Source organism: Nocardia sp. NPDC050697 (assembly GCF_040654395.1).
Lineage (GTDB): Bacteria > Actinomycetota > Actinomycetes > Mycobacteriales > Mycobacteriaceae > Nocardia.
In genome coordinates this window covers 696,087-716,084 of record NZ_JBFAHY010000003.1, presented here as the reverse complement: position 1 = coordinate 716,084, position 19,998 = coordinate 696,087, and the positions used below count along the sequence as shown (strand labels likewise).

21 protein-coding genes are annotated in these 19,998 nt (G+C 72.9%); 16 read left to right on the top strand and 5 right to left on the bottom strand.

Translation table 11 applies throughout. The features are described 5' to 3' along the window. Positions 1-12: 12 nt before the first annotated feature. Positions 13-240, bottom strand: coding sequence for a hypothetical protein (locus AB0H71_RS15215; RefSeq protein ID WP_084505189.1), 228 nt, complete (start codon positions 238-240; stop codon positions 13-15). 238 nt (positions 241-478) lie between these two features. On the opposite strand from AB0H71_RS15215, the gene nth reads away from it, so the two are divergent. The 4 genes from nth to AB0H71_RS15195 are packed head-to-tail and all read left to right on the top strand — an operon-like array spanning position 479 to position 3,918. Continuing rightward, a complete protein-coding gene (gene nth, locus AB0H71_RS15210) occupies positions 479-1,180 on the top strand; it encodes an endonuclease III (protein ID WP_357020427.1) in 702 nt (233 codons plus the stop codon). Then, positions 1,177-1,923 carry a TlpA disulfide reductase family protein gene (locus AB0H71_RS15205; protein ID WP_357020159.1) on the top strand — a complete coding sequence of 249 codons (747 nt, stop codon included), beginning with the start codon at positions 1,177-1,179 and terminating at the stop codon, positions 1,921-1,923. Before nth ends, AB0H71_RS15205 begins: the two co-directional genes overlap by 4 nt. Before the next feature lie 40 nt (positions 1,924-1,963). Continuing rightward, positions 1,964-2,728: a CoA pyrophosphatase gene (locus tag AB0H71_RS15200; RefSeq protein WP_357020156.1), complete on the top strand. Its 765-nt coding sequence runs from the start codon at positions 1,964-1,966 to the stop codon at positions 2,726-2,728. Then, a complete protein-coding gene (locus AB0H71_RS15195) occupies positions 2,725-3,918 on the top strand; it encodes a MarP family serine protease (RefSeq protein WP_357020153.1) in 1,194 nt (397 codons plus the stop codon). Before AB0H71_RS15200 ends, AB0H71_RS15195 begins: the two co-directional genes overlap by 4 nt. Here AB0H71_RS15195 and AB0H71_RS15190 read toward each other — a convergent pair. From AB0H71_RS15190 to acs, 3 genes are all read right to left on the bottom strand, one after another. Beyond that, positions 3,915-4,850: an alpha/beta hydrolase gene (locus AB0H71_RS15190; RefSeq protein WP_357020150.1), complete on the bottom strand. Its 936-nt coding sequence runs from the start codon at positions 4,848-4,850 to the stop codon at positions 3,915-3,917. The genes AB0H71_RS15195 and AB0H71_RS15190 overlap by 4 nt on opposite strands. A 17-nt stretch (positions 4,851-4,867) precedes the next feature. After that, the gene (locus AB0H71_RS15185) at positions 4,868-5,362 is read right to left on the bottom strand and encodes a phage holin family protein (protein ID WP_357020147.1); all 495 of its coding nucleotides are present in this window, start codon (positions 5,360-5,362) and stop codon (positions 4,868-4,870) included. 162 nt (positions 5,363-5,524) lie between these two features. After that, on the bottom strand, positions 5,525-7,477 hold the full coding sequence (acs, locus tag AB0H71_RS15180) for an acetate--CoA ligase (protein ID WP_357020144.1): 1,953 nt from the start codon (positions 7,475-7,477) through the stop codon (positions 5,525-5,527). A gap of 155 nt (positions 7,478-7,632) precedes the next feature. Here acs and AB0H71_RS15175 point away from each other — a divergent pair, with 155 nt between their 5' ends. Genes AB0H71_RS15175 through AB0H71_RS15155 form a run of 5 tightly spaced genes read left to right on the top strand, consistent with a single transcriptional unit; the run spans position 7,633 to position 13,483 of the window. Then, entirely contained in the window at positions 7,633-9,198 is a 1,566-nt protein-coding gene (locus AB0H71_RS15175) for an ABC transporter substrate-binding protein (protein WP_357020424.1), read from the top strand. Positions 9,199-9,205: 7 nt separating this feature from the next. Beyond that, complete coding sequence (locus AB0H71_RS15170) at positions 9,206-10,132, top strand: ABC transporter permease (protein ID WP_357020141.1); 927 nt, start codon at positions 9,206-9,208, stop codon at positions 10,130-10,132. Continuing rightward, a complete protein-coding gene (locus tag AB0H71_RS15165; RefSeq protein ID WP_357020138.1) occupies positions 10,125-11,057 on the top strand; it encodes an ABC transporter permease in 933 nt (310 codons plus the stop codon). The genes AB0H71_RS15170 and AB0H71_RS15165 overlap by 8 nt, the downstream gene beginning before the upstream one ends. Then, positions 11,054-12,709, top strand: a complete 1,656-nt coding sequence (locus AB0H71_RS15160) for an ABC transporter ATP-binding protein (protein WP_357020135.1) — start codon at positions 11,054-11,056, stop codon at positions 12,707-12,709. The genes AB0H71_RS15165 and AB0H71_RS15160 overlap by 4 nt, the downstream gene beginning before the upstream one ends. 24 nt (positions 12,710-12,733) lie before the next feature. Continuing rightward, the gene (locus AB0H71_RS15155) at positions 12,734-13,483 is read left to right on the top strand and encodes an oxidoreductase (protein ID WP_357020132.1); all 750 of its coding nucleotides are present in this window, start codon (positions 12,734-12,736) and stop codon (positions 13,481-13,483) included. Between the two features lie 370 nt (positions 13,484-13,853). Here AB0H71_RS15155 and AB0H71_RS15150 read toward each other — a convergent pair whose 3' ends face one another. Continuing rightward, positions 13,854-14,681 (bottom strand): HAD-IB family hydrolase, encoded by an 828-nt coding sequence (locus tag AB0H71_RS15150; protein ID WP_357020129.1) that lies wholly within the window; start codon positions 14,679-14,681, stop codon positions 13,854-13,856. A 418-nt stretch (positions 14,682-15,099) separates the two neighbouring features. Here AB0H71_RS15150 and ssd point away from each other — a divergent pair, with 418 nt between their 5' ends. From ssd to AB0H71_RS15115, 7 genes are read left to right on the top strand one after another with little or no spacing between them, the layout of a single operon-like run. After that, complete coding sequence (gene ssd, locus AB0H71_RS15145) at positions 15,100-16,194, top strand: septum site-determining protein Ssd (protein ID WP_357020126.1); 1,095 nt, start codon at positions 15,100-15,102, stop codon at positions 16,192-16,194. Then, entirely contained in the window at positions 16,191-17,390 is a 1,200-nt protein-coding gene (locus AB0H71_RS15140; protein ID WP_357020123.1) for a TadA family conjugal transfer-associated ATPase, read from the top strand. Before ssd ends, AB0H71_RS15140 begins: the two co-directional genes overlap by 4 nt. Next, on the top strand, positions 17,387-18,334 hold the full coding sequence (locus AB0H71_RS15135; RefSeq protein WP_357020120.1) for a type II secretion system F family protein: 948 nt from the start codon (positions 17,387-17,389) through the stop codon (positions 18,332-18,334). The genes AB0H71_RS15140 and AB0H71_RS15135 overlap by 4 nt, the downstream gene beginning before the upstream one ends. After that, positions 18,331-18,933 (top strand): type II secretion system F family protein, encoded by a 603-nt coding sequence (locus tag AB0H71_RS15130; protein WP_357020117.1) that lies wholly within the window; start codon positions 18,331-18,333, stop codon positions 18,931-18,933. Before AB0H71_RS15135 ends, AB0H71_RS15130 begins: the two co-directional genes overlap by 4 nt. Positions 18,934-18,990: 57 nt before the next feature. After that, positions 18,991-19,194: a DUF4244 domain-containing protein gene (locus AB0H71_RS15125; protein ID WP_357020113.1), complete on the top strand. Its 204-nt coding sequence runs from the start codon at positions 18,991-18,993 to the stop codon at positions 19,192-19,194. Next, on the top strand, positions 19,191-19,538 hold the full coding sequence (locus tag AB0H71_RS15120) for a TadE family type IV pilus minor pilin (RefSeq protein ID WP_357020421.1): 348 nt from the start codon (positions 19,191-19,193) through the stop codon (positions 19,536-19,538). Before AB0H71_RS15125 ends, AB0H71_RS15120 begins: the two co-directional genes overlap by 4 nt. Then, on the top strand, positions 19,535-19,978 hold the full coding sequence (locus AB0H71_RS15115; RefSeq protein WP_357020110.1) for an Rv3654c family TadE-like protein: 444 nt from the start codon (positions 19,535-19,537) through the stop codon (positions 19,976-19,978). Before AB0H71_RS15120 ends, AB0H71_RS15115 begins: the two co-directional genes overlap by 4 nt. Positions 19,979-19,998: the final 20 nt, after the last annotated feature.

The following is a 19,998-nucleotide window of genomic DNA, read 5'->3' as shown; positions in this document are numbered from 1 at the left end:
GGTGGGATGAGCTCAGCTCGCCCGGGCGACGTCGAGGTCCTCGGTGCGCGAGCGGCGCTTGCGCATCCGTGCGACGGCGGCCGGGAGACCGAGCTTGGTCAGCTCGCTGACCTCGGCATTGCTTGCCTTGTCCAGGTACTGCTGGACCTCCTCGTCGGGTTCGACGAGTTTCCGGAGGCGGCTCTCGAACCGCTCCATGCCGAGTGCGAACAGCATCATCGCCACTGGGAAGAGCACCACAGCGAGTCCTTGCATGACGAGCAGTAAACACGGTCGAGGTCTCAGATGGAACACGGCGAGAGAACTGGCTGGGCAACAGTGTCGGACGGTTCCGTATGGTGGACGCGTGCGTTCTCCCGCTTCCGCCGCCGCTGCCGACGGCTCCGCCCGTACCGCGGCCGGGGCGGGGGCGGCAACCGGCGGCGGTGCCGCGCCGCGCCGCAAATCCGGCGCGCGACAGGCGGAAACACGGCTCGGCCTGGTGCGGAGGGCGCGGCGGATGTATCGCACGCTGACCGTCGCATTTCCGGACGCGCACTGCGAACTGGATTTCCGGACGCCGCTGGAATTGGCGGTGGCGACGATTCTTTCCGCCCAGTGCACCGACCAGAGAGTGAATCTCACCACTCCCGCGCTCTTCGCCCGGTATCCCGACGCCCGCGCCTACGCCGAGGCGGACCGCGCCGAGCTGGAGGAGTTCATCCGGCCGACCGGTTTCTTCCGCAACAAGACCAGCTCGCTCATCGGGCTCGGGCAGGCGCTGCTGGAGCGACACGACGGCGAACTCCCGCACACCCTGGGCGAATTGGTGCAATTGCCCGGAATCGGGCGCAAGACGGCGAATGTCATCCTCGGCAACGCGTTCGACATCCCCGGCATCACCGTCGACACCCACTTCGGGCGGCTGGTGCGGCGCTGGGGCTGGACCGATCTGGAGGATCCGGTCAAGGTCGAGCACGCGATCGGGGAGCTGATCGAGCGCAGGGACTGGACCATGCTCTCGCACCGGGTGATCTTCCACGGCAGGCGCGTGTGCCATGCCCGCAAGCCCGCCTGCGGGGCCTGTCTGCTCGCCAAGGACTGCCCGTCCTACGGCACGGGCCCGACCGATCCCGAGGTGGCCGCCAAGCTGGTGAAGGGGCCGGAGGCGCCGCACCTGCTCGAACTGGCCGGCCGGTGACGCGGTGGCCGGTCGCCGCCCGTCTCGCGCTGGTCGCGGTGATCGTCGCGGTGGCGGCGGTGGTGGCGCTCTGGCCGCGTGATTCCGGCGCGCCCGAGGCCGGGCGTCCGGCGCCCGCCGCGGCGGTGTCGCCCGAGGATCGGGCTGTCGCCGGGCTGAGTCCCTGCCCGGTGGGCGGGGTCGACCCGGGCGCCGCGGCTTCGTCCGCGCCGGGCAGCGCCGGGTTGCCCGCGTCCGGCGCCTCCAGCAACGCGCCCGCGCCGGGCGGCGCCGGCTCTTCGGTGCCCGGCGAACCCCCGAGCGCGCCCGGCGATGCGGGCCCGCTGGCCGGGCTGACCCTCACCTGTCTCGCCGACGGCAACCCCGTCGACCTGCGCACCGCCCTTGCGGGCAAACCCGCGCTGCTGAACCTGTGGGCCTACTGGTGCGCGCCCTGTGCACAGGAACTGCCCCATCTGCAGGAGTACGCCCGGCGGGCGGGTGACAGGATTACGGTGCTGACCGTGCACAGCGACCCGGAGGAGGCGAAGGCGCTCAGCCGGCTCACCGGTCTCGGCATCACGCTGCCCGGTGTGCTCGACCCCGGTGCCGCGCTGCGGAACGCGGTCGGCGCGCCCGCAGTACTGCCGATCTCGGTGCTGCTGCGCGCGGACGGCACCGTCGCGGACGTCGTGGTGCGGAGTTTCACCGACACCGGCGACATCGCGCGGACGGTCGCGGGTGAACTGGGAGTTTCGGTATGAGAGCGGGAGTGGCGCGGCACGTGCTGGTACAGGTAGTCGCATGAGCGTGCCCGCGTCCGGATCGCCGGACAACAAGGGTTTCATCGCGCCCGATCCGGATCCCGCCGCGGCCCCGGAGTGGCTGCGCGCCACCACCCGCCCGCCCGCGCCCGATTCCGGCGACACCCTGAGCCTGGCCCGCACCCTGCGCCGCGCCATGACCATCACCGGCAAGCCGCGCCAGGCCGCCGTGCTCGTGCTCTTCGCGGGCTCGGCCGAGCCCGACCCGGCCGCGCCAGGCGGCCTGCCCGCCGACGCCGACGTACTGCTGACCCAGCGCGCCGCCACCATGCGGCAGCACCGCGGCCAGATCGCCTTCCCCGGCGGCGGCGTCGAGCCCGGCGACTCCGGGCCGGTGCACACCGCGCTGCGCGAGGCCGAGGAGGAGACCGGGCTTGTCCCCGCCGGTGTCGCCCCGCTGGCGCTGCTGCCCGCGCTCTTCGTGCCGCCCTCGCGCTTCGACGTCACCCCGGTGGTGGCGTACTGGCGCGAGCCGAGCCCGGTCGGCGTGGTCGACCGCAGCGAGACCGAGCGGGTGGTCCGGGTGCCGATGGCCGAGCTGCTCGACCCGGCGAACCGGTTCCTGGTGCGCAGCGGGCTCGGCTACAAGAGCCCCGCCTTTCTGGTGGACAACATGCTGGTCTGGGGGTTGACCGGCGGCATCCTGGCCGGGCTCATCACGAGCGCGGGCTGGGAGCTGGACTGGGACCGCTCCGACGTGCGCGACCTGGAGGCCGCGCTCGCCAGCGTGGGGATGGAGCTGTGAGCCCGTCCGGCTGGCTCGATCTGGCCGTGCTGCTGCTCGCGCTGCTCGCGGCGTCGTCCGGCTGGCGGCAGGGCGCGGTCTCCTCCGCGCTCGCCTTCCTCGGCGTCGTGCTCGGTGCGGTCGCCGGCATCCTGATCGCGCCGCACCTGCTGGTGCACGTGGACGAGGGCAGGGCACGGGTACTGGCGGGCGTGCTGCTCATCGTGGTGCTGGTGATCGTCGGCGAGGTCGCGGGCATGGTGCTCGGGCGGGCCGCGCGCAGCGGCATGCACAACCCGGTCGCGCGCGGCGTCGACAGCGCCGTCGGCGCAGTGCTGCAGGCGGTCGCCGTGCTGGTGACGGCGTGGCTGCTGGCGCTGCCGCTGGCCACCTCGTCGCAGCCGGCGGTGGCGACCGCGATCAACGGCTCGCGGGTGCTGGCCGACGTGAACCAGATCGCGCCGAACTGGCTGCGCAAGCTGCCCAACGAGTTCTCCCAGCTGCTCAACACCTCCGGGCTGCCGGACGTGATCGGCCCGTTCGGCCGCACCCCGATCGCGGCCGCCGAGCCGCCGGACGCGAGCGTGCTCTCCAGCCCGGTCGCGGCCTCGCTGCAATCGAGCGTGCTGCGCATTCGCGGGGTGGCGCCGAGCTGCCAGCGCGCCCTGGAGGGCTCCGGCTTCGTGATCGCGCCGGAGCGGGTGATGACCAACGCGCACGTGGTCGCGGGGACCACCAGCGTGGCGGTGGATACGCCGCGCGGGCCGATCGACGCCGAAGTGGTGCTCTTCGACCCGTCCAAGGACGTCGCGGTGCTCCGGGTGCCGGGGCTGAACGCGCCGGTGGTGCCGCAGGCGCCGAGCGCCGCGCGGCCGGGCGACAGCGCGATCGTGCTCGGCTACCCCGGCGGGGGGCCGTACACGGCCAGCGCGGCCAGGGTGCGCGAGACGCTGGATCTCACCGGCCCGACCATCTACCGCAACGGCACGGTGGAGCGCGAGGTCTACACGGTGCGCGGCCAGGTGCGCGCGGGCAACTCCGGCGGGCCGCTGGTCGACACCAGGGGCCAGGTGCTCGGCATCGTCTTCGGTGCCGCGGTGACCGACGACGACACCGGCTACGTCCTCACCCTGGACGAGGTCTCGCCCGAGCTGGCCGCCGCGCCGACGGTGGCGAGCCCGGTCGACACCGGTGCCTGCGTCCTGAGCTAACCGAGCAGCTTGGCCAGCTCGGCGGTGACGAACTCCGGGTTCTCCTGGTGCGCGTAGTGCCCCGCCCCCGGCACCGAGACCAGCCGCCGCTGCGGCGCGAGCGCGCGGCCGCGGTGGAAGGTGGCGGGCATGATGTACGGGTCGTGCTCGCCGCGCAGCGCGAGGACGGGGATCCGCACCGGCTCGCGCATGGTCGCCATGAAGCGCCGCCCGTCCGGCCGCCACTGGCTGCGGAAGGCCCAGCGCTGGTACTCCAGCGCGCAGTGCGCGGTGCCGGGGATCCGGATGGCATTGCGCAGCCGCTCGGCGGTGTCGGCGAACTCGGGGCCCGCGGTGAACCCCGCGCCCGCCCTCGCCCGCAGCAGCCGCTCGGCGGCCGCGCCGTCGTCCCTGGTGAGCAGGTGCTCGGGGTAGCGCGGGAGCTGGTAGCGCAGGAAGGCGGGCAGCCAGACCCGCCGCTGCCTGCGGTCGCGCAGGATCGAGCGCTTGAGCGCGGCCGGGTGCGGCGAGCCGACCAGCGCGATCGAGCGCACCAGCCGGGGGTGCAGCACCGCCGTCGTCCAGCAGCCGAGCCCGCCGTCGGCGTGCCCGGCCAGCACCGCCTCGGAGTGCCCGAGCGCGCGGATCAGCCCGGCGATGTCACCGGCGGTGGTCCAGCCGTCGTAGCCGCGCGGCGGCTTGTCGGAATCGCCGTAGCCGCGCAGGTCCACCGCGACCGGGCGGTACCCGAGATCGGCGAGCGCGGTCAGCTGGTGCCGCCAGGACCACCAGAAATCGGCGAAGCCGTGCAGCAGCAGCACCAGCGGGGCATCGACCCGCTCCGGCGCCGCCTCCACGATGTGCAGCCGGATGCCGTTGGCGCGGACGTCCCGGTGCGTCCACGGGCCCGCGTAGCGGACGCTGGACGGGTCAGGGGGAAAGGTCGCCGACACGCCGAAAGCCTAGTCGGTCAGGAGCGGAGTGCCTTCGGCTCGTCGTGGCTCGCGCCCAGCCCGCCGGGGAGCACGGTCTTGGCCTGCTTCAGCGAGTCGATGGTCTTCTCCGGCGCGCGCAGCTTCTTCACCCGCAGGTAGCCGAGCAGCGCGAGCACCGCCGTCGCCAGCACCATCAGCAGGAAGACGATGAGGAAGGCGGCCCAGCGCGCCAGCCAGACGTCGAGCAGCTCGCCGACGAAGAAGAAAAAGAAGAAGGTGCTGAAGAGCAGCACGGTGAGCGCGAGGATGAAGAAGACGCTGCCCTGCAGCCCCTTCTTGACCTCCGCCGTCACCTCGGCCTTGGCCAGCTCGACCTCGGCGCGCACCAGCGTCGACATCTGCTCGGTGGCATCGCGCACCAGGCTGCCGAAGCTGGCCGAGCCGACCGGGTCGGCGTCGGAGAGCGGGATGGCGGTGACCGACCGGCCGCGCTGCGCGTCGTTTCCGTTACCGCCCTGTGTGAAGCTCACTTGGTCGACCCTTCTCCCTGTCCCGGCTCTCGCTGTACTCATACCCGCGTCGTCTCATTCCAGCGCACCGGTTCCCCGCCGCGCGAATGGACACGCTCACGCGGCAACACTAGCGCCGAACCCGGGAGCGCCGTCGGCGACGTCGCCCCCGGGTCGCGGAGTTCAGGCCTTGTCCGCCCGGATCTGTTCGAAGACCGACGGGTCCACCAGGGTGCTGGTGTCGCCCAGCTCCCTGCCTTCGGCGACATCGCGCAGCAGCCTGCGCATGATCTTGCCGCTGCGGGTCTTGGGCAGCTCGGGCACCACGTGGATCTCGCGCGGCCGGGCGATCGGGCTGATCTCCCTGGAGACCTCCGCCTTGAGTTCGTTCACGAGCGCGTCCCCGGTGTTCTCGGTGGTCGCGGTGAGGATGACGAAGGCGACGATGCCCTGCCCGGTGGTCTCGTCGGTGGCGCCGACCACGGCCGCCTCGGCCACCCCGGAGTGCCCGACCAGCGCGGATTCCACCTCGGCGGTGGAGATGCGGTGGCCGGAGACGTTCATGACGTCGTCCACCCGGCCGAGCACCCAGAGGTCGCCGTCCGGGTCGAGGCGGGCGCCGTCGCCGGCGAAGTACCAGCCCCGCTCGGCGTAGCGGTCCCAGTAGGTGGCCTGGTAGCGCTCCATGTCACCCCAGATGCCGCGCAGCATGGATGGCCACGGCTGGTCGAGCACCAGGTAGCCGTTGGCCTCGGTCTCGCCGCGCACGACGGCGTTGCCCTCCTCGTCCACGACCTGCGCGGAGATGCCGGGGAGCGGGGTCATGGCGGCGCCCGGCTTGGCGGCGGTGACGCCGGGCAGCGGGGAGATCATGATGGCGCCGGTCTCGGTCTGCCACCAGGTGTCGACGATCGGCGTCTTCCCGCTGCCGATGACCGTGCGGTACCAGCGCCAGGCCTCCGGGTTGATCGGCTCGCCGACGCTGCCGAGCACCCGCAGCGAGCTCAGGTCGTGCGCGTCCGGGATCTGCCTGCCCCACTTCATGAAGGTGCGGATGAGCGTCGGGGCGGTGTAGTAGATGCTGACGCCGTACTTCTCCACGATCTGCCAGTGCCGGTGCTCGTCCGGGAAGTTCGGGGTGCCCTCGTAGACCACCTGGGTGGCGCGGTTCGCGAGCGGCCCGTAGACGATGTAGCTGTGCCCGGTGACCCAGCCGATGTCGGCGGTGCACCAGTACACGTCCTGCCCGGCCTTGTGGTCGAAGACGTAGTGGTGGGTGTAGGCGGCCTGGGTGAGGTAGCCGCCGCTGGTGTGCAGGATGCCCTTGGGCTTCCCGGTGGTGCCGGAGGTGTAGAGGATGAAGAGCGGGTGCTCGGCGTCGAAGGCCCGCGGCTCGTGGTGCGGGTCGGCGTTCGCGACCGTCTCGTGCCACCACAGGTCGCGGCCCTCGGTCCACGGCACCTCGATCCCGGTGCGCCGCACCACCAGCACGTGCTCGACGCTGTGCGGCACATCGCCGTTGGCGTACAGCGCCTCGTCCACCGCCTCCTTGAGCGGGGCCGCCTTGCCGCGCCGCCACTGGCCGTCGGTGGTGATCACCAGCCGCGCGCTGGCGTCGTCGACGCGCTGGCGCAGCGCCGAGGGCGAGAAGCCGGCGAAGACCACCGAGTGCGTGAGCCCGAGCCGGGCACTGGCCAGAATGGCCACGATCGCCTCGGGGACCATGGGCATGTAGATGGCGACCCGGTCGCCCGCCTCCAGCCCGAGTTCGGTGAGGTAGTTGGCGGCCCGGCTCACCTCGTCGCGCAGCTCGGCGTAGGTGATGTCGCGGGAATCGCCCGGCTCGCCCTCCCAGTGGATGGCGACCTGGTCGCCGTGGCCGTCGACGACGTGCCGGTCGACGCAGTTGTAGGCGACATTGAGCTTGCCGCCGACAAACCACTTGGCCACCGGCGCGCCGGACCAGTCCAGCACGTCGGTCCACTTCTGCTCCCAGTGCAGCCGCTCGGCCTGCTCGGCCCAGAAGGCGAGCCGGTCGGCCTCGGCTCGCTCGGCGAGTTCGGCGCCGGCATTGGCCGAGGCCGCGAACTCCGCGGACGGTGCGTAGGAAGCCTGGTGCTCGGGGTTCTCGGTCATCTCGTCTCGCCCTTCCGTAATTCGCTCGGCGTCGACAGTAGTTGCCCTGACAAGTGCGGCCCGTGTCGATACTGTCCCTGATCAAGTTCTCGATCTTCGCGAATTGGGGAGATGCGTTGCGATCGACACGAATCACCGCCCTGCTGGCCGCCGGGGTGCTCGCGCTCGGCCTCGGCGCGGCCGCCTGCTCCACCGGCCCGGCCGACACCGAGGTCGTCACCGTGAACGGCGGTGAGCCGCAGAACCCGCTGGTGCCGACGAATACCAACGAGAACCAGGGCGGCCGCGTGGTCGACCGGCTCTTCGCCGGGCTCAAGTACTACGACGCCGACGGCGGGGCGCACGACGAGATGGCGCAGTCCATCGAGACCACCGACCGGCGCAGCTACCGGATCACCCTGAAGCCGGGCTGGACCTTCACCGACGGCTCCCCGGTGACGGCGAAGTCTTTCGTCGACGCCTGGAACTACGGCGCGCTGAGCACCAATGCCCAGCTGCAGAACTACGTCTTCACCCCGATCGTCGGCTTCGACGAGGTGGCCGCGGCGAACCCGGCCCAGACCACCATGGCCGGGCTCAAGGTGGTGGACGACCGCACCTTCACCGTCGAGCTGAAGCAGCCATCCATCGACTTCGAATCCCAGCTCGGCTACGCGCCCTTCTACCCCCTGCCCGAGGCGGCCTTCCGGGACATGAAGGCGTTCGGCGAGAACCCGATCGGCAACGGCCCGTACATGTTCAGCGGCCCCGGCGCCTGGCAGCACAATGTGCAGATCGAGCTGAAGCCGAACCCGGACTACCCCGGCGGGCGACCGGCGAAGAACAAGGGGCTGCGCTTCGTCATGTACCAGTCCTTCGACACCGCCTACGCCGACCTGCAGGCCGGCAACCTGGACGCGCTCGACACCGTGCCGGACAGCGCGCTCGGCACCTACCAGCAGGATCTCGGCGACCGCGCGATCACCAAGCCCACCGCGCAGAACCAGCACATCGGCGTGCAGACCTCGGTGCCGCACTTCGGCGGCGCGGAGGGGCTGCTGCGCCGCAGGGCCATCTCGATGGCGATCAACCGCGAGCAGATCGCGCGGAACATCTTCAACGGCACCAGGATTCCGGCCCGCGACTTCACCGCGAGCACGCTGCCCGGCTTCGACGGCAACCTGCCCGGCTCCGAGGTCTTCCGCTACAACCCGGAGGAGGCGCGCCGGGTCTGGGCCCAGGCCGATGCCATCGCGCCGTGGTCCGGCCGGTACGAGATCACCTACAACAGCGACGGCGGGCACCAGGCCTGGATCGACGCGGTGGCCAACAGCGTCAAGAACACGCTCGGCATCGAGGCGGTCGGGCGCGCACTGCCCACCTTCAAGAACGTGCGCGACGAGGTGAACGCGGGCACCATCGGCACCGCCTTCCGCTACGGCTGGCAGGGCGACTACCCCTCCATGCTGCAGTTCCTGACCTCGCAGTACTACAGCTACTCGGAGACCAACAACGTCGACTACAACAGCCCCGAGTTCGACCGGCTGCTGGACGCCGCGCTGGCCGCGCCCACCCAGGACGAATCGCACCGGATCATCGCGCAGGCGCAGACCCTGCTGATCCGGGACATGGCCGACATCCCGGTCTTCGACTACGTGGCCGCCGCCGGGCGGTCGGATCGGGTGACCCGCGCCGAGCTGGCCTGGAACGGGCTCTTCGACTTCGAGAACATCGAGAAGTAGGAAGCGCATGGGCTGGTACGTCGGGCGGCGGCTGCTGCAGATGATCCCGGTTTTCCTCGGCGCCACCCTGCTGGTCTACGCCCTGGTCTTCCTGATCCCGGGCAACCCGATCCAGGCGCTGGCCGGGGAGAAGCCGCTCACCCCCGCGGTGGAGGCGCAGCTGCGCGCCCGCTACCACCTGGACCGGCCCTTCCTGGTGCAGTACCTGCTCTACCTGAAGGGGATCGTCACCTTCGACCTCGGCACCTCGTTCTCCGGGCGGCCGGTGCGCGAGGAGCTGGCCCGCGCCTTCCCGATCACGCTCCGCCTCGCCTTCCTCGCGGTGCTGATCGAGGGCGTCTTCGGGGTGCTGTTCGGGCTCTTCGCCGGGTTGCGCAAGGGCAGGCTCTTCGACTCGACGCTGCTGGTGGCGAGCCTGGTGGTGATCGCGGTGCCGGTCTTCGTGCTCGGCTTCCTCGCCCAGTTCCTGCTCGGGGTGAAGTGGGGGATCGCGCCGGTCACCGTCTCCGGCCGGGCGAGCCTCGCCGAGCTCCTGGTTCCGGCGCTCGTGCTCGGCTCGCTGTCTTTCGCCTACGTGCTCCGGCTCACCCGGAACGCGGTGGCGGAGAACATGGTCGCCGACCACGTGCGCACCGCCACCGCCAAGGGGCTGCCCCGGCGGCGCGTGGTCACCGTGCACATCCTGCGCAACTCCATGATCCCGGTGGTCACCTTCCTCGGCGCCGACCTGGGCGCGCTCATGGGCGGCGCCATCGTCACCGAGGGCATCTTCAATATCCCCGGCGTCGGCGGCACGCTCTACCAGGCGATCACCCGGGTCGAGCCGCCGACGGTGGTCTCCTTCGTGACCGTGCTGATCGTGATCTTCCTGCTCACCAACCTGCTGGTCGACCTGCTCTACGCCGCGCTCGACCCGAGGATCCGCTATGCCTGAACGGCCCGGCCAGGAGTACTTCGTCGCACCGGTGGACGACGAACCGGTGGTCACCGACAGGGTCCGGCTCACCGGCGGGCCCACCAGCGTCTGGCTGGATGCCTGGCGCCGGCTGCGCCGCAACCCCGTCTTCCTGGTCGCGGCGGTGCTGATCGTGCTCGTCGTACTGGTCGCGGCCTTCCCGCAGCTCTTCACCGATCAGGACCCGCGGTACTGCAACGGCGATTTCAGCATGGACCCGCGCGGGCCCGGCCACCCCTTCGGCTTCGACCGGCAGGGCTGCGACATCTTCGCCCGCACCGTCTACGGCGCGCGGGCGTCGGTGCTCACCGGGCTCGGCGCGACGCTGCTCTTCGTCGCCATCGGCGGCACGCTCGGCGCGCTGGCCGGGTTCTTCGGCGGCCGGCTCGACTCGGTGATCTCCCGGATCTCGGAGATCTTCTACGCGTTGCCGCTCATGCTCGCCGCCATCGTGCTCATGCAGCTGCTCACCCAGCGCACGGTGTGGACGGTGATCCTCATCCTGGCCTGTTTCACCTGGCCGCAGGCGGCGCGGATCGCCCGCGGGGCGGTGCTGGAGGCGAAGGGCAGCGAGTACGTCACGGCGGCCGAGGCGCTCGGCGTCACCCGGCTGCGGGTGCTGCGGCGGCACGTCCTGCCGAACGCCGCCGGGCCGCTCATCGTGGTCAGCACGCTCTGGCTCGGCGTCTTCGTGGTCACCGAGGCGACGCTCTCGTACCTGGGGGTCGGGCTGCCGCGCACCATCGTCTCCTGGGGCGGCGATATCGCCACCGGGCAGCGCGAGATCCGCACCGCGCCGATCCTCTTCTACCCGGCCACCGCGCTGGCCGTCACGGTGCTGAGCTTCATCATGCTCGGCGACGCGGTGCGCGACGCGCTCGATCCGCGGGCGCGGGTGCGATGACCGGCGACAAACCGCTGCTGCGGATCTCCGAGCTGGATGTCGCCTTCGGCGCGACCTCGGCGGTGCGCGGGGTGAACCTCGCGGTCTACCCGGGGCAGACGGTCGCGCTGGTGGGGGAGTCCGGGTCGGGCAAGTCGACCACCGCGCACGCCGTCATCGACCTGCTGCCCGGCACCGGCCGGGTGACCGGCGGCTCGATCGAGTTCGACGGCACCGAGCTCACCACCGCCTCGAAGCGCGCCATCGTCGGGATCCGCGGCACCGGCATCGGGCTGGTGCCGCAGGACCCCATGACCAACCTGAACCCGGTGTGGAAGGTCGGCTTCCAGATCCGGGAGACGCTGACCGCCAACGGCATCGCGAAGGGAAGGGCGGCCCGCGAGCGCGCGGTCGAGCTGCTCGCCGAGGCCGGGCTGCCGGACGCCGCGCGCCGGGCCGGGCAGTACCCGCACGAGTTCTCCGGCGGCATGCGGCAGCGCGCGCTGATCGCCATGGCGCTGGCCTGCCGCCCCAAGCTGCTCATCGCCGACGAGCCGACCTCGGCGCTCGACGTCACGGTGCAGCGGCAGATCCTGGACCACCTGGACCGGCTCACCGGCGAGCTCGGCACCGCGGTGCTGCTCATCACGCACGATCTCGGGCTGGCCGCCGAGCGCGCCGAGCACGTCGTGGTCATGTACCGCGGCCGGGTGGTGGAATCCGGTCCGGCGCAACGCATCCTGCGCGAGCCGCAGCACCCGTACACCCGTCGGCTGGTGGCCGCGGCGCCCTCGCTGGCGAGCAGGCGCGGGGAGGTCGAGCGGGAGCGCGCGGCGGTGCGGGCCAGGGCGGCCAGGGCTGTCGAGAAGGAACTCCCCGACCACGTCGTGGTGGCCGAGCACCTGGTCAAGACCTTCCCGCTGCGCGGCCGGGTGCCGTGGCGCACCGAGCCGCTGCACGCGGTGAACGACGTCTCCTTCCGGGTCGAGCGCGGCACCACCACCGCGGTGGTCGGCGAATCCGGCTCCGGCAAGTCCACGCTCGCGCGGCTGGTGCTCGGCCTGCTCGCGCCGACCTCGGGCAGCGTGACCTTCGACGGCCGTCCGGTCACCGGGCTCGACCGCCGCGCCGAGCTGGACTTCCGGCGCCGGGTGCAGCCGGTGTTCCAGAACCCGCACGGCTCGCTCGACCCGCTCTTCACCATCGCGCGGGCCATCGAGGAGCCGCTGCGCACGCACCGGGTCGGCACCCCCGCCGAGCGCGCCGAGCGGGTGCGCGAGCTGGTCGAGCGGGTCGCGCTCCCCGCCGACGTGCTGCGCCGGTACCCGCACGAGCTCTCCGGCGGGCAGCGCCAGCGGGTCGCCATCGCCCGCGCGCTCGCGCTCGCCCCGGAGCTGGTGATCTGCGACGAGGCCGTCTCCGCGCTGGACGTGCTGGTCCAGGCGCAGATCCTGGAGCTGCTGGACGAGTTGCAGGCCGAGCTCGGGCTCAGCTACCTGTTCATCTCGCACGACCTCGCCGTGGTCCGGCGGATCGCCGACCAGGTGCTGGTCATGCGGGACGGCCGGGTGGTGGAGGAGGCGAGCGCCGCCGAGCTCTTCGAGAATCCGCGCGCGGAGTACACCCGCGCGCTGCTCGACGCCATCCCCGGGCGGGAGCTGCGGGTGGGCTGAGCGCCGCCGGTAGCCTCGTATCCCGTGACCGACCCGCTGCAACCCCTCGTCGACCTGCCCGGCGTCCGCGCGGCCGCCGACCGCGCCCGCGACGCCCTCGCCGCGGTGCACCGGCACAAGACCAACCGCCGCGGCTGGCCGACCACCGCCGCCGAGGCCGCGGTGCGCGCCGCCCGCTCCTCCGCCGCCATCGACGGCGGCAGCACCGAGCTGCCCAGCGTGGACGGCCGGGTCGACGATCCCGTGCTGGCCGGGTCGCTGCGGGTCGGGCAGGCGCTGGACGGCGACGCGCTGCGGAATCTGGCGGGCACCTGGCAGCGCGCGCCGCTGCAGGCGCTGGCCCGGCTGCACCTGCTCGCCGCCGCCGACCTCAGCGGGGAGGCGGCGCTCGGCCGCCCGCGGGCCGACGCCGGGGTGGCCGAGCGGCTCGACCTGCTGGCCCAGATCGCGCTCACCTCCAGCGCCCCCGCCCCGGTCATCGCGGCGGTGGTGCACGGCGAGCTGCTCGCGCTGCGTCCCTTCGGCACCGCCGACGGCGTGGTCGCCAGGGCCGCCGCCCGGCTGGTCACGGTGTCCAGCGGGCTCGACCCGCACGCGCTCGGCGTGCCCGAGGTCTTCTGGCTGCGCCGCAGGCAGGCCTATATAGAGGCCGCCGCCGGCTTCGGCTCGGGCGAGCCGGAGGCCGTCGGCGGCTGGGTCATCTTCTGCTGCGGCGGACTGGAAGACGGTGCGCGCGAGGCGACCTCGATCGCGGACGCGGCTGCCGGACAGTAGCCGGACACCACAGCGGGCGGTGTGTCGTCATCGACTCACCGCCCGCGAGCACGGATCACCGGGCTACCAAGCGTGCTCGGTGGGTTGTGTTCTCCGGCCTCGGCGGATGGACCGGACTCCGGCGGTTCATCCCCGCAACCTGTGCGAGGCCATCGCCGCCACCAATCCGGAACCCGCAGGCCCACAACGCTTCTGCCCTTTCGCGGCGCGCTCCGCGTGGGTACCTGGCGTCCGTGCTGGGGAGGAAGGTCGGGAGACTGAGCCTTCTCTTCCGGCTCCGCCCTGGCCTTCCGTCCTCCCGTGGCACCCATTCTTACATTGTGACCGCCCTCACATCAAGGGCTTCGACCAGCGGATTTGCTGGCTGTTTCTACCGCTTCCGGAGCAACCGGTAGCTGACCGCCCCCGCCACCAGCGCGGCGAGCCCGACCACCGCGGTGGCCGTCACCGTCGGGGACGACTTCGGGAACCGCGACCACAGCGAGACCGGGTTCGAGAAGGTCAGCACCGGCCAGCCGCGCGCCGTCGCCTCCCGGCGCAGCGCCCGGTCCGGGTTCACCGCCGTCGGATGCCCGACCGCGCTCAGCATGGGCAGGTCGGTCACCGAATCCGAGTAGGCGTAGCAGCGCGCCAGCTCGTAACCCCGGTCCGCCGCGAGCTTTTCGATCGCGGCCACCTTGCCCGCGCCGTAGCAGTAGAAGTCCAGCTCGCCGGTGTAGTGGCCGTCCGCGACCACCATCCGGGTCGCCGCCACGTGGTCGGCGCCGAGCGCCGCCGCGATCGGCGCCACGATCTCCTCGCCGGAGGCCGAGACGATCACCACGTCGTGCCCGCGGATCCGGTGATCGGCGATCAGATCCATCGCCTCGGCGTAGATCAGCGGCTCCACCAGCTCGTGCAGCGTCTCCGCCACAATGGATTTCACCTGCTCCACGTCCCAGCCGGCGCACATGCTTGTGAGGTGCGCGCGCATGCGCTCCATCTGGTCGTGGTCCGCGCCGGAGAGCTGGAAGAGGAAGTGCGCGTAGCTGCTCTCCAGCACCGAGCGCCGGTTCAGCAGCCCCTGAGCGTAGAACGGCTTGCTGAAGACGAAGGTGCTGGACTTGGCGATCACCGTCTTGTCGAGGTCGAAGAACGCGGCAACGGGCCCGGCCCGATCCGGGGGCTCGTTCCGCGCTGCGTGGTCGTCGGCCGTCATCGGTCCAGGATAGGCATGCGGTCCGCGAGTGTGCCGGTCCGCGCGCACCGATTGTCACTGCGGGTTTGCCACGCCGCCGGGCGGGCGCGCGCAGCCGGCTCCCGGCCCGCTCACGGGGCGACACGGCGGCGGAGAATGTGGCACGTCGGACTTGCGTCCGATCCCGATCGTGGGTGTAGTATGGCCAGTACCTGGGATTCGTTCCAGGCGTGTTCAGCCCGACCCCCCGGGGCTGAACCCCGACGGCCCCAGCCTCCTCCCCCCCCGGCTGGGGCCGTCCTCTATTTCCAGCCGGTTCGTGTCGGCTCGGGCGGGTCTCCCGGTGTGCCGCTCGGTGAGTTGTCCACAGGCTCGGAGTTATCCACATTCGCTGCGCGGGGGCTGTCGCGGTTGTCCCGGCTCCACCACGCTGAACTGCATGGATACCGAGAACGGGGGTGCGTCCCCCGCCCTGGCCCTGGTGGCCGAGAGCGCCCTGCGGGCCGAGGTGCGGCGGGTCGCGGCGGCCGCCCAGCGCCCGCTCACCGAGCAGTCGCCGCCGGTCGGCAGGCATGCCTGGAGCGCCGCCCCGCTCGTCGTGCTCGACACCGCCGCGGCCACCAGTTGTGCCGGGGCCGGGCACCCGCGGCGGGTCGGCGTCGTCCTGGTCACCGCCGGGGAACCGGAGCTGCCGGACTGGCGGGCCGCCGCGGCCGTCGGAGCCGAGCGGGTAGTGGCGCTGCCCGGTGCCGCCGTCGAGCTGGTGCAGAAGTTTGCTGAGCATGCCGAGCCGGGCGAGGGCGACGGCGTCGTCGTCGCACTCGCGGGCGCCGTCGGCGGGGCGGGCGCCTCCACCCTCGCCGCCGCCACCGCACTGCGCGCGGCCGCGCTCGAGTTCCGCGGGCACACCGTCCTGGTCGACGGCGCCCCGCACGGCGGCGGCCTCGACCTGCTGCTCGGCATCGAAACCGCGGCGGGCCCGCGCTGGTCCGACCTCGCCATCGAGGACGGAAGGGTCGCCGCGGCCGCACTGCACAGCGCCCTGCCCAGCGCCGCCCCCGGGCTCGCCGTGCTCTCCTGCGACCGGCCCGCTGCCGGGAAGTTGCCCGCCCCGATCGGCCCCGCCGCCAGCCACGCCGTCGTCGAAGCAGGCCGCGCCGCAGGCGATCTCGTGATCTGTGACATATCCGGCGAGCGCGGGCCGCATGCCGAGCAGATGCTGGACGCCGCCGATCTGGTCGTCCTCGTGGTTCCCGCCCGGTTGCGGGCACTCGCCGCGGCCGGCGCCGTCGCCACCACCATCCGCCGCCGAAACCCGAACCAGGGGTTGGTCATCCGCGGTCCGGCCCCGGGCAACCTGCGCGGCACCGAGATCGCCGCCGCGCTCGACCTCCCGCTGCTCGCCGCCGTCCGGGCCGAACCCGGGCTGGCCAGGCGGCTGGAACGCGGCGGCCTCGGCATCGGCCGCCGCACCCCGCTGACCAGGGCCGCCGACGCCATCCTCGCCGTACTCGGCGAACGGAGCGGGCGATGAGCGCCCTGGTCACCGCCGAGCTGCTGGACCGGGTGCGGGAACGGCTCGCCGTCGGCACCGGGCCACCCGAACCCGAACAGCTCGCCGACGCCATCCGCGCCGAGGCGGGCGGCGTCCTCGGTGACACCGACCTGCTGCGCGCACTCCGCCTCCTGCAGACCGAGATGACCGGCGCCGGCGCCCTCGAACCGTTGCTCCACGACCCCGCCGTGGCCGATGTCCTGGTCACCGGGCCGGACGCGGTCTGGATCGACCGCGGTGGCGGGCTGGAGCGCACCAGCGTCACCTTCCCGGACGAAGCGGCCGTGCGCCGGCTCGCGCAGCGGCTGGCGCTGGCCGCCGGTCGGCGCCTCGACGATGCGCAGCCGTGGGTGGATGGAAAGCTGCCCGGCCACGAGGCGGGCCTCGGTGCCACCTTCGGGGTCCGGCTGCACGCGGTGCTCGCTCCCGTCGCGCACGGCGGCACCTGCCTGTCGCTGCGCGTGCTGCGCCCCGCCACCCAGGGGCTGGACGAGCTCACCCGCGCGGGTGCCGTCCCGCCGGAGGCACGAGAGCTGCTCATCGGCATAATCCGGGCGCGGCTCGCCTTCCTGGTCGTCGGCGGAACCGGCGCCGGGAAGACGACCTTGCTCTCCGGGCTGCTCGCCACGGTGTCGCCGAGCGAACGCATCATCTGCGTCGAGGACGCGGCCGAGCTGGCTCCACCGCACCCGCACGTGGTCCGGCTCGTCGCCCGCCCCGCCAATGTGGAGGGGGCCGGGTCGGTGACGGTGCGTGATCTGGTGCGCCAAGCGCTGCGTATGCGCCCCGATCGGATCGTCGTGGGCGAGGTGCGCGGCGCCGAGGTCGTCGACCTGCTCACCGCGCTGAACACCGGGCACGACGGGGGAGCGGGCACCGTGCACGCCAACTCGCCCCGCGAGGTGCCCGCCCGGCTCGAAGCGCTGGCCGCGCTCGGCGGCATGGGGCGTGCGGCGCTGCACAGCCAGCTCGCCGCCGCCGTTCAGGTGGTGCTGCACGTGCACCGGCGGGCGGACGGTTCGCGCGGGCTACGTGAGATCGGGGTGCTGCGGCGAGCCGGGGATGCCGAGGTCCGCATCGAGGCAGCGTGGAGTGCCGAGCACGCTCCCACTCCCGGCGCTTCCGCGCTGAGCTCCCTCCTCGCCGAGCGCGGAGTCACGGGGTGGTGGACATGAGTGCCGCGTTCGCCTGCCTCGCACTGGCCCTGCTGCTGATTCCGCCCCCGGCCGCACGGAGACGCCTGGCGTCGCTCGGCCTCGGTGGCTCGTCATTCGGCTTCGGCGCGGCGCCGCAGCCGCACGGTGGTTCGCGCCGGCCCGCCGGTGGTTCGCCCCAGATCATCGGGGTTTCGTCCTGGATCACCGGTGGTTCGTCCCAGCTCACCGGTGGTTCGCCTTGGATCACCCGCGACAGGACCGCGCTGCGGCGCGGGCTCGCCCTCTCGATCCACCGCGCGGAGGCCACCTGCCTACTGGCCACCGCGGCAGCCGCCCTGCTCGGCGCGAGCGCCGCGATCGCCACGGGCATCCTGGCGTGCACCGTCCTGATCCGAGTCCGCCGCTCCCGCACCGGCCGAGCACGCGAATCCGGCTCCGCCGACCTCCTCGACGCACTCGAACTCGTCATCGCCGAACTCCGAGTCGGCGCCCACCCCGGCGCCGCCGCCGAGTCCGCCGCCACCGAGGCCCGCGGCGAAGCCGCCACCGCCTTCGCCGTAGCCGCGGCCCGCGGCAAGCTCGGCGGCTCCGCCGCCGCCGGCCTCGAACGCCCCACCTCCCCGATCGCCCCCGAACTCTCCCGCATCGCCACCGCTTGGCGCATCGCCGAGGAGCACGGCCTCGCCCTCGCCGAACTCCTCACCGCCGCCCGCACCGACCTGCACGCCCGCCGGCGCTTCCGCAGCCGCACCACGGCGGCGCTGGCAGGCGCCAGGGCCACCGCCACGGTCCTCGCCGCCCTCCCCCTCCTCGGCATCGCCCTCGGCCACCTCATGGGCGCCGCACCCCTGCACGTCCTCCTCGGCACCGGCACCGGCACGCTCCTCCTCCCACTCGGCGCCGCCTTCGCCTGCGCGGGCCTCCTCTGGACCGACGCCATCACCCGATCGGTACTCCCATGAACCACACCCTGCTCCCCGCCCCCTTCCTCCTGCTCGCCCTCGCCCTGCTGGCCACACCACCGCGCCCGCCTGCCCTCCGCCGCCTGCGCACACCGGCCCCCGGCCCGGAGCCGGAAGCCGAAGGCGCCGCGGACCCGCTTGCGGGCGCCTCCGTCTTCGACCTGCTGGCCGCGTGCCTCCGCGCCGGACTCCCGATGGCGAGCGCGGCCCGCGCGGTGGCCCCTACGGCACCACCCGTGCCGGCTGCGGCGCTGCGGCGCGCCGCGGAGCTACTCGGCCTCGGCGCGGAGGCGAGCACCGCGTGGCAGCGCGCCGCCGCCGAGTGCGCGGGCCGCCCCGGCGCCGAGGAGATCGAGGCGCTCGCCAGGCTGGCACGCCGCTCCGCGCGCTCGGGAGCAGCGCTCGCCACCGCCGTCACCGAACTCGCCGACCACCGCAGGGCGGCGGTCGAGGACACGGCCGCCGCCCGCGCCGAACGCGCGGGCGTCCTGATCGCGGGCCCACTCGGCCTCTGCTTCCTGCCCGCCTTCCTCTGCCTCGGCATCGTGCCGGTGGTGATCGGGCTGGCAGGCCGGGTCCTCGGAAACGGGCTGCTGTGAGGCGGCACAGGAACGGGCGGGCGCGCGTGGCGCCCGCCGGACAGGAAGGGGAGAGGGATGACAACACCGGAGAAGACCGGGCTGCGCGAGCGGCTCCGGCACGTACTGGAGGCCGACGACGGCATGTCGACCGTCGAGTACGCGATCGGAACGATCGCGGCGGCGGCCTTCGGCGCGGTGCTCTACACCGTGGTGACCGGGGACAATATCGTCGACGCGCTCACCGGCATCATCGACCGGGCACTGAAGACCACGGTCTGACCACCGCGCTCCGAGGCGATCGCGGCGCCGTCACCGTCGAGTCCGCCATCGCGATCGCCACCCTGATCGCGGTGGTCACCCTCTGCCTCGGAGCCCTGCTCGCGGCGTCGGCACAGGTCCGCTGTGTCGACGCCGCCCGCGAGGCCGCCCGCCTCGCCGCCCGCGGCGATCGCTCGCACGCCGAGGCCGCGGGCCGCCAGGTCGCGCCCCGCGGCGCCGACATCACGCTGCGCCAAGACAGCACCCTCGTCATCGCGCAGGTCACGGCCTCGGTCCCGCTCCTACCCGGGCTGCGGCTCCGGGCCGAGGCAGTGGCAGCCATCGAACCGGGAGGAACTCCATGAGCACATCCGACAGCCCGAACCCGCCCGTCGAGCACGCGCGTCGCGAGCGAGCCACGGGAACGCGAGCCGGGCGCAGCGGCGCGTGTGCGCACGGCGAGCGCGGCAGCGCGACGGTGACCGCCTGCTTCGCCGTCCTGGCCCTGCTCGCGGTCACGGCGATGATCATTCAGCTCGGCGCCACCGTCACCGCCAGGCACCGCGTGCAGTCCACCGCCGACCTCGCGGCACTGGCGGCGGCTGGCGCGCTCCTCGACGGGCCGGTGGCCGGTTGCGCGACCGCCGACGACCTCTCGACCCGAGCCGGAACCCGCCTGCGCGAGTGCACCGTCGATCAATGGGATGTGACCGTCGTCGCGGAACTGCGAATACCGCTAGGTCTGTTCGGTGCACGATTCGCCAGCGCAGCCGCTCGAGCCGGTCCGATGGACGAGATCGAGTGATCACGATGCGCTATTGCGCA